Consider the following 7,707-nt stretch of genomic DNA (forward strand, 5'->3'; position numbering starts at 1 on the left):
ATGACCGAGCAGCCCGAGGCCGCCCCGACCGTCAAGTGCCTGGTGTGGGACCTCGACAACACCCTGTGGCAGGGCACCCTGCTGGAGGACGGCGAGGTCGTCCTCGCCGACGAGGTCCGCGAGGTGATCACCACCCTCGACGAGCGCGGCATCCTCCAGGCCGTGGCCAGCAAGAACGACCACGACCACGCCTGGGAGCGGCTGGAGAAGCTGGGCGTCGCCGAGTACTTCGTCCACCCGAGGATCGGCTGGAACCCCAAGTCCGGATCCGTCCGCGACATCGCGGCGGAGCTCAACTTCGCCCTCACCACGATCGCGTTCGTCGACGACCAGCCGGCCGAGCGCGCCGAGGTCGCCCACCACCTCCCCGAGGTGCGCTGCTACCCCGCCGAGGAGGTCCTGGAGCTGCCCGGGCTCCCCGAGTTCAGCCCGGTCACCACCGCCGACTCGCGCCGGCGCCGCGAGATGTACCAGGCCGGATTCCGCCGCGAGGCGGCCCGCCAGGACTTCACCGGCGCGGACGAGGAGTTCCTGCGCACCCTGGACCTCGTCATGACCATCCGGCGGGCCGCCGCCGAGGACCTGGCCCGGGTCGAGGAACTCACCCTCCGCACCAGCCAGATGAATGCCACCGGCGTCCACTACGGCGACGCCGAGCTGCGCGCCCTGATCGCCGACCCCGGCCACGAGGTGCTGGTCATCGCGCTGCGCGACCGCTTCGGCGACCACGGCGCCGTCGGCATCGTGCTTCTCGAACGGCTCCCCGGCGTCTGGCACCTCAAGCTCCTCGCCACCTCCTGCCGGGTCGTCTCCTTCGGCGCGGGCTCCGTCATCCTGCGCTGGCTCACCGACCGGGCCGCCGCGGCGGGCGTCCACCTCGCCGCCGACTTCCGGCGCACCGAGCGCAACCGGATGATGGAGGTCGCCTACCGCTTCGCGGGCTTCACCGGCGACGCCTGCCCCTGCGCCGCCGCGGTCACCGGCCCGGACCGGGACGGCATCGAGCTGCTGCACATCGAGCCCGCACGCCAGGAGCCGCCCACCACCATGCGGCTCGACGCCCCCGACCTGACCGTCCCCGCCGCGGAGGTGTCACGTGGCTGACGCCACCGCCGCTGCGGTGCCCGACACTTTGTACGAGTGGTTCGACCGGGCCGCCGACCGGCACCCGGACGAGCCCGCCGTGGAGGCGGGCGGCACCGCGCTCGCCTACCACGAGCTGCGCCGCGCCGCCGAGCACGTCGCCGCCCGGATCCTGGCGGCGCACGGCTCGGCGCCCCGCCGGATCTCGGTCATGGCGACCCGCTCCGTGGCGATCCTCGCCGCCTATCTGGCGGGCCAGCGGCTCGGCGCGACCGTCACCCCGGTCAACCCGGCCTTCCCGGCGCGGCGCAACCGGATGATCCTGGAGCTGGCGGGCGCCGAGGTGCTGGTCGTGGACGCCGGCGACGCCTCCCAGCTGGACGGCGAGCTGGCCGGGCTCGTCCCCACCGAACTGCGCCTGGACTCCGAGGAGGTGGCCGCCGCCGGACGCGCGACGGCCGCCCCGGCCGCCGGGCTCCCGGCGTACACCACGGGCCCCGACGACGTCGCGTACGTCCTGTTCACCTCGGGCTCCACCGGCCGCCCGAAGGGCGTGCCGATCCGGCACCGCAACCTGAGCCCCTACCTGGCGCACAACATCGCGCGCTACGGCATCGGCCCCGGCTGCCGCACCTCCCACACCTTCGACCTCACCTTCGACCCCTCGGTCTTCGACCTCTTCGTCACCTGGGGCGGCGGCGCCACCCTGGTGGTGCCCGGCCGGGCCGAACTCCTCTCGCCCGTCGACTACATCGTCGACAACGGCGTCACCCACTGGTTCTCGGTGCCGTCCGTGGTCTCCGTCGGCGCCCAGCTCGGCAACCTGCCCGCGGGACGGGCGACCGGCCTGCGGATGAGCGTCTTCATCGGTGAGCAGCTCTCCTACGACCAGGCCAGGGCCTGGCACGCCGTCGCCCCTGCGGCCGCCATCGAGAACGTCTACGGGCCGACCGAACTCACCGTCGCCTGCACCGAGTTCGCCCTGCCCGACGACCCTGCCGAATGGCCCGCCACCTCCAATGACACCGTCCCCGTCGGACCCGTCTACGACTTCCTCGACCACCTGGTGCTCGACGAGTCGGGCCGGCCCGCCGAGGAGGGCGAGCTGGTCGTCCGCGGCTCCCAGCGCTTCGACGGCTACCTGGACCCCGCCGACAACCGCGGCCGCTTCCTCGCGTACGACGAGCACGGCGCCGCCCCGTACGACGGCGAGGGCCCGCTCACCGCGGCGCACTACTACCGCACCGGCGACCGGGTGCGCTGGGAGGCGGGCCGGCTCGTGCACCTCGGCCGGCTCGACAACCAGGTGAAGGTCCGCGGCTACCGCATCGAACTCGGCGAGATCGAGGCCGCGATGCGCCGCCACCCGGACATCGACCAGGCCGTCGTCATCGCGCTCAAGCGCGGTGACGACATCGAACTCGTCGGCTGCCACACCGGCGCCCCCGTCGAACCCCAGCCCCTCGGCCGCTGGCTGCGCAAGCGCGTACCGGTCCACATGGTGCCCCGGCGATTCCGGCACCTGGACACCTTGCCGCTCAACCCCAACGGCAAGATCGACCGGCCGCGCATCGCCGGCGACCTCCAGTCCCCCAACCTCGCCGCGGCCGGACCGGCCGGCGGCAACGGAGGCCACCATGGCGCTACTCGATGACATCGTCCCGCCGCCGGGCATCGTCCGGACCCTGTGTCTGAGCAACTTCGCCAAGACCGCGGGACACGGCGTCCTCATGGCGGTCAGCGTGCTGTTCTTCACCCGCACCGTCGGCATCCCCGCCGAGCAGGTCGGCCTCGCCCTGAGCATCGGCGCCGCCATGGCCATGGCCGCCAGCATCCCGGCCGGCCGGCTCGCCGACGCGGTGGGTCCCCGCAACACCACCGTCGGCTTCCTGCTGCTGCTGGGCGTCTTCGTCGGCGCGTACGCCTTCGTCGAGAGCTTCGCCGCCCTCGTCGTGGTCACCAGCCTCGCCCTGATGGCCGAGTCCTCCACGGACGCCGCCCGCGGAGCCCTCATCGCCGGACTCATCCCGCAGGAGGACCGCGTCCGCGCCTGGTCCTACATGCGCGCCGTCAGCAACCTCGGCGTGACCCTCGGCGCCGCCGCCGGCGCGGTCGCCCTCTGGTTCGACAACCGGCCCGCCTACGTCGGCCTGCTCATCGCGGGCGGCGCGATGTTCGTGATCGCCGGCGTCGCCTACACGACAGTCCCCCCGGTCGCCCCCGTGCCGAAGGAGAGCAAGGGCCCCACCTGGACGGTCCTGCGCGACCTGCCGTACGCGGCCGTCGCCCTGCTCAACTCGGTCCTGGTGATGAACGTCGCCATCCTCACCGTCGCGCTGCCCATCTGGATCACCGGTCACACCGACGCCCCGAAGTGGCTCTACTCCGTGATCCTCATCCTGAACACGATCATGGTCGTGGTCTTCCAGGTGCGGGCCGGCAAGGGCAGCGAGGACGTCCGCGGCGGAGCCCGCGCCCTGCGCCGCTGCGGCGTCCTGCTCGCCGTGTGCTGCGGCCTCTTCGCGCTCGCCGCCGACCGCCCGGTCTGGGTCGCCGTCGCCGCCCTGCTCGCCGGAGCCGTCGTCCACGTCGTCGGCGAGATGCTCTACAGCGCCGGCTCCTGGTCGCTCGCCTTCGGCCTGGCCCCCGACCACGCCCAGGGGCAGTACCAGGGCATGTTCGGCATGTCGACGCAGCTCGGCTCGATGGTCACCCCGGCCCTCGCCACGCTGCTCATCGTGCGGCTCGGATGGCCGGCCTGGATCGTCTTCGCCGCCCTCCTCCTCGCCGCCGGCCTCGCCGCCCCCGCGGTGGCCTCCTGGGCCGAACGCACCCGCAAGCCGGCCCCCGGGACGGGCGCCGAAGCGGCCGTCGCCTCCTGACCGCCGCCCGATCGGAGAACGCACGCCATGGACTTCAGCCTCTTCTACTTCGCCAACGACAGCACCGGCACCACCGACCGGCGCTACGAACTGCTCCTGGAAGGAGCGAAGTTCGCCGACCGCAACGGCTTCAGCGCGGTGTGGACCCCGGAGCGCCACTTCCACCCCTTCGGCGGCCTCTACCCCAACCCGTCGGTGACCGGCGCGGCCATCGCCGCGGTGACCGAGCGCATCGGCATCCGGGCCGGCAGCGTCGTCGCCCCGCTGCACCACCCCCTGCGGATCGCCGAGGAGTGGTCGGTCGTCGACAACCTCTCCGGCGGCCGGGTCGGCCTCTCCTTCGCCTCCGGCTGGCACGCCACCGACTTCGCCCTGCGCCCGGAGAACTACGCGAACCGCCGCGAGATCCTCCTGGAGCAGGTCGAGCAGGTGCGCGCCCTGTGGCGCGGCGAGCGGATCACCGTCACCGACGGGGTCGGCAGCGAGCAGCGGCTCGGGATCTACCCGCCGCCGGTCCAGCCCGAGCTCCCGGTCTGGGTGACCAGCGCCGGCGGCGTCGAGACCTTCCGCAACGCGGGCCGGTCCGGCTCCGGGCTCCTCACCCACCTGCTCGGCCAGGACCTCGACGACCTCGCCCACAAGATCGCCGAATACCGCAAGGCCGTCGTCGAGACCGGCCGCCCCGACGGCTGGACCGGCCACGTCGCCCTCATGGTGCACGCCTTCCTCGGCGAGGACGAGGACGCGGTGCGCGAGACCGTGCGGGCCCCGCTCGGCGACTACCTGCGCAGCTCCCTCGGGCTGCTGCTCGGCTCCCGGCTCGACGGCAAGCGCGTCGACGCCTCCCGCCTCTCGCCCGAGGACGTCGACTTCATCGTGGCCCGCTCCTTCGACCGCTACTTCGACGACGGCGGCCTCCTCGGCACCGTCGACAAGGCGGAACGCATGGTGGAGCGCTTCCGCGCGATCGGCGTGGACGAGATCGCCTGCCTGATCGACTTCGGGCTGCCCACCCCGGACGTCCTGGCGAGCCTGGACCACCTGAACCGGCTGCGCGAGCGCACCTCCCCCGGCGGGGAGGTCCGGCCGTCATGACCGAGCGGACGACACGGGCCCGGACCCGCGGCGGGATCGTCGACTTCGAGGTGGTGTTCCCCTCGTCGGAGGTGGACGTGCGGGAACTGCACGAGTCCTCCGGCGTCCCCGTCGCCGACATCCTCGCCGTCACGCACACCGAGCGGTTCCCGGCCCTCGACGAGGACGAGGCCGCCTGGGAGCTGGCCGCGACCGCCGGCCGCACCGTCCTGGAGCGCAACGGGATCGACCCCGACGACATCGGCCTCGTCCTCTACGCGGGCTCGGGCGAATGGGACCTGCCCTTCTGGTCCCCGGCCGCCAAGGTCGCCGACGAGCTGGGCATCACCCACGCCCACTGCTTCGAGGTCGCCAACTTCTGCAACGGCGGCATGACGGCCGTCCGCACCGCCCTGGCCGAACTCGCCCTGGGCGGCGCCCCGTACGCCCTCGTGCTCATCGGCGACCGGCTCAGCCGGCTGGTCGACCACGAGGACCCCGAGTCCAAGGCGCTCTTCAACTTCGGCGACGCGCCCGCCGCCCTCCTCCTCGGCCGCGAGGACTGCCTGCTCGACGTGGTGGCCTCCGCGGCGCGCACCGACCCGTCGTGGGCCGACTACTACTCCGGCGACGTGGAGGACGACCGGGTCCTCATGCGCCGCCGCGGCCGCCGGCAGGGACTGGGCGACGCCTACCTGGAGAACTTCCCGGCCCGCGTCGACGACGTGCTCGGCGCCCTCGGCAGGCGGATCGAGGACGTCGCCTGGTTCCTCGTCAACCAGGGGGACAAGGGCATGCACGAGAAGCTGCTCGCCCGGCTCGGCATCCCGGCCGACAAGAGCGTCTTCAACTACCACCGGTACGGACACATGGGCGGCTCCGACCCGTTCATCGCCCTCCGCGACCTGATCGGCGAGGAGCGCCTCGGCCCCGGGGACCTGGTCCTGGTCGCGGCCAGCGGCATGGGCTTCAGCTGGAGCGTGACGGCGCTGGAGTACCGGGGCCGATGACCGATCCCACGCGCCCGTACGCGGGCTGGAAGGACCTGCGGCGGCTCCTGGCCCCGGTCACCGGGCCGGGCCGTCCCGGCGGGGCGGGCGCCGGCGGCGAGGCGGCCGGCCGGGCGCCCCTCACCCTGCTCCTGGTCCATCACGCCGGAGGATCCGCGGCGGCGTTCGCCCCGCTGGTGCGGCACCTGCCCGCCGACTGGCGCCTGCTCGCCGTCGACCTCCCGGGCCGCCTGATGGCCGTCGGCGAGAGCGGCTGCCGCTCCACCACGGAGGTGGTGGACTGGCTCGCCCCGCTCACCCGGCGCGTGCTCGACGGGCCCTACGGCGTCTTCGGCCACAGCATGGGCGCCCTCGTCGCGTACGAGCTGGCGAGGGAGCTGTCCCGGGACGGCCTGCCGCCCCTCTGGACCGGCCTCTCCGGCGCCCCCGCGCCCGGCCACCGCCCCGACCGCGAGCAGCGCCACCTGTGGTCGCGGGAGCGGCTGACCCGCTTCATGCGGGAACTGGGCGGCACGCCCGAGGAGGTGCTCGCGATCCCCGACGTCGTCACGGCGATGGTCGAGGCCCTGCGCGGGGACCTCGCGGTCGTCGACACGTACGAGGAGCACCCCGGCCCGCCGCTGGGGGCGCCGCTCTCGCTCTTCACCGGCGAGGACGACCCCGTCGCCCACCCCGCGCTCGCCGCGCCCTGGGCCGGCCGCACCACCGCCGGGACCACCCGGCACTCCTGGCCCGGTGGCCACTTCTACCTGTACGAACACACGGCGGCGGTCTGCCGGACCCTCACCCGTGACCTCACCACCGCCCACGACTCCCTCCTGGAGCTCCCCTCATGACACGTCGTCTGTTCACCTCGGAGTCGGTCACCGAGGGCCACCCCGACAAGATCGCCGACCAGATCAGCGACACCGTCCTCGACGCCCTGCTCACCCACGACCCCGCGTCCAGGGTCGCCGTGGAGACCCTGATCACCACCGGCCAGGTGCACGTCGCCGGCGAGGTCTCGACCACCGCCTACGCCCCGATCGCCCAGCTCGTCCGGGACCGGATCCTCCTGATCGGCTACGACTCCTCGGCCAAGGGCTTCGACGGCGCCTCCTGCGGCGTGTCGGTGTCCATCGGCGCGCAGTCCCCGGACATCGCGCAGGGCGTCGACACCGCCTACGAGTCCCGGGTCGGGGGCGCCTCCGGCGAGGGCGCGGGCGACGAACTGGACCAGCAGGGCGCCGGCGACCAGGGCCTGATGTTCGGCTACGCCTGCGACGAGACGCCCGAGCTGATGCCGCTGCCGATCCACCTCGCGCACCGGCTCTCCCGCCGTCTCACCGAGGTCCGCAAGGACGGCACCGTCCCGTACCTGCGCCCGGACGGCAAGACCCAGGTGACCATCGAGTACGACGGCGACCGCCCGGTCCGCCTCGACACGGTCGTCGTCTCCTCGCAGCACGCCGCCGACATCGACCTCGACGGCCTGCTGGCCCCCGACGTCCGCGCGCACGTCGTCGAGCACGTCCTGGCGGCGCTGGCCGAGGACGGCATCAAGCTCGACACCGAGGGCTACCGCCTGCTGGTCAACCCGACCGGGCGCTTCGAGGTCGGCGGTCCGATGGGCGACGCCGGCCTCACCGGCCGCAAGATCATCATCGACACGTACGGCG

At 73.5% G+C, this 7,707-nt stretch carries 7 protein-coding genes; all 7 read left to right on the plus strand.

Annotated features, from left to right (window positions below; all coding sequences use genetic code 11):
• A complete protein-coding gene (locus IE321_RS27180) occupies nucleotides 1–1,104 on the plus strand; it encodes an HAD-IIIC family phosphatase (RefSeq protein WP_190224875.1) in 1,104 nt (367 codons plus the stop codon).
• Nucleotides 1,097–2,737, plus strand: a complete 1,641-nt coding sequence (locus IE321_RS27185; RefSeq protein WP_190224876.1) for an amino acid adenylation domain-containing protein — start codon at nucleotides 1,097–1,099, stop codon at nucleotides 2,735–2,737. Before IE321_RS27180 ends, IE321_RS27185 begins: the two co-directional genes overlap by 8 nt.
• Nucleotides 2,721–3,965, plus strand: coding sequence for an MFS transporter (locus IE321_RS27190; protein WP_190224877.1), 1,245 nt, complete (start codon nucleotides 2,721–2,723; stop codon nucleotides 3,963–3,965). The genes IE321_RS27185 and IE321_RS27190 overlap by 17 nt, the downstream gene beginning before the upstream one ends.
• 27 nt (nucleotides 3,966–3,992) lie before the next feature.
• Nucleotides 3,993–5,060 carry an LLM class flavin-dependent oxidoreductase gene (locus IE321_RS27195; RefSeq protein WP_043230216.1) on the plus strand — a complete coding sequence of 356 codons (1,068 nt, stop codon included), beginning with the start codon at nucleotides 3,993–3,995 and terminating at the stop codon, nucleotides 5,058–5,060.
• Nucleotides 5,057–6,049, plus strand: a complete 993-nt coding sequence (locus IE321_RS27200) for a 3-oxoacyl-ACP synthase III family protein (protein WP_190224878.1) — start codon at nucleotides 5,057–5,059, stop codon at nucleotides 6,047–6,049. The genes IE321_RS27195 and IE321_RS27200 overlap by 4 nt, the downstream gene beginning before the upstream one ends.
• Nucleotides 6,046–6,885: a thioesterase II family protein gene (locus IE321_RS27205; protein ID WP_190224879.1), complete on the plus strand. Its 840-nt coding sequence runs from the start codon at nucleotides 6,046–6,048 to the stop codon at nucleotides 6,883–6,885. Before IE321_RS27200 ends, IE321_RS27205 begins: the two co-directional genes overlap by 4 nt.
• Nucleotides 6,882–7,707: methionine adenosyltransferase (metK, locus tag IE321_RS27210; protein ID WP_190224880.1), on the plus strand; the 826-nt coding region annotated here is incomplete at its 3' end. The genes IE321_RS27205 and metK, both read left to right, overlap by 4 nt.

Origin of the sequence: Streptomyces hydrogenans (assembly GCF_014656075.1) — a bacterium.
Taxonomy (GTDB): Bacteria; Actinomycetota; Actinomycetes; order Streptomycetales; family Streptomycetaceae; genus Streptomyces; species Streptomyces hydrogenans.

Bases quoted from the DNA above. Each gene is read 5' to 3' on its own strand.
- IE321_RS27205 (WP_190224879.1), top strand. From the start codon at position 6,046: ATGACCGATCCCACGCGCCCGTACGCGGGCTGGAAGGACCTGCGGCGG.
- IE321_RS27180 (WP_190224875.1), top strand. From the start codon at position 1: ATGACCGAGCAGCCCGAGGCCGCCCCGACCGTCAAGTGCCTGGTGTGG.
- IE321_RS27195 (WP_043230216.1), top strand. From the start codon at position 3,993: ATGGACTTCAGCCTCTTCTACTTCGCCAACGACAGCACCGGCACCACC.
- IE321_RS27200 (WP_190224878.1), top strand. From the start codon at position 5,057: ATGACCGAGCGGACGACACGGGCCCGGACCCGCGGCGGGATCGTCGAC.
- IE321_RS27190 (WP_190224877.1), top strand. From the start codon at position 2,721: ATGGCGCTACTCGATGACATCGTCCCGCCGCCGGGCATCGTCCGGACC.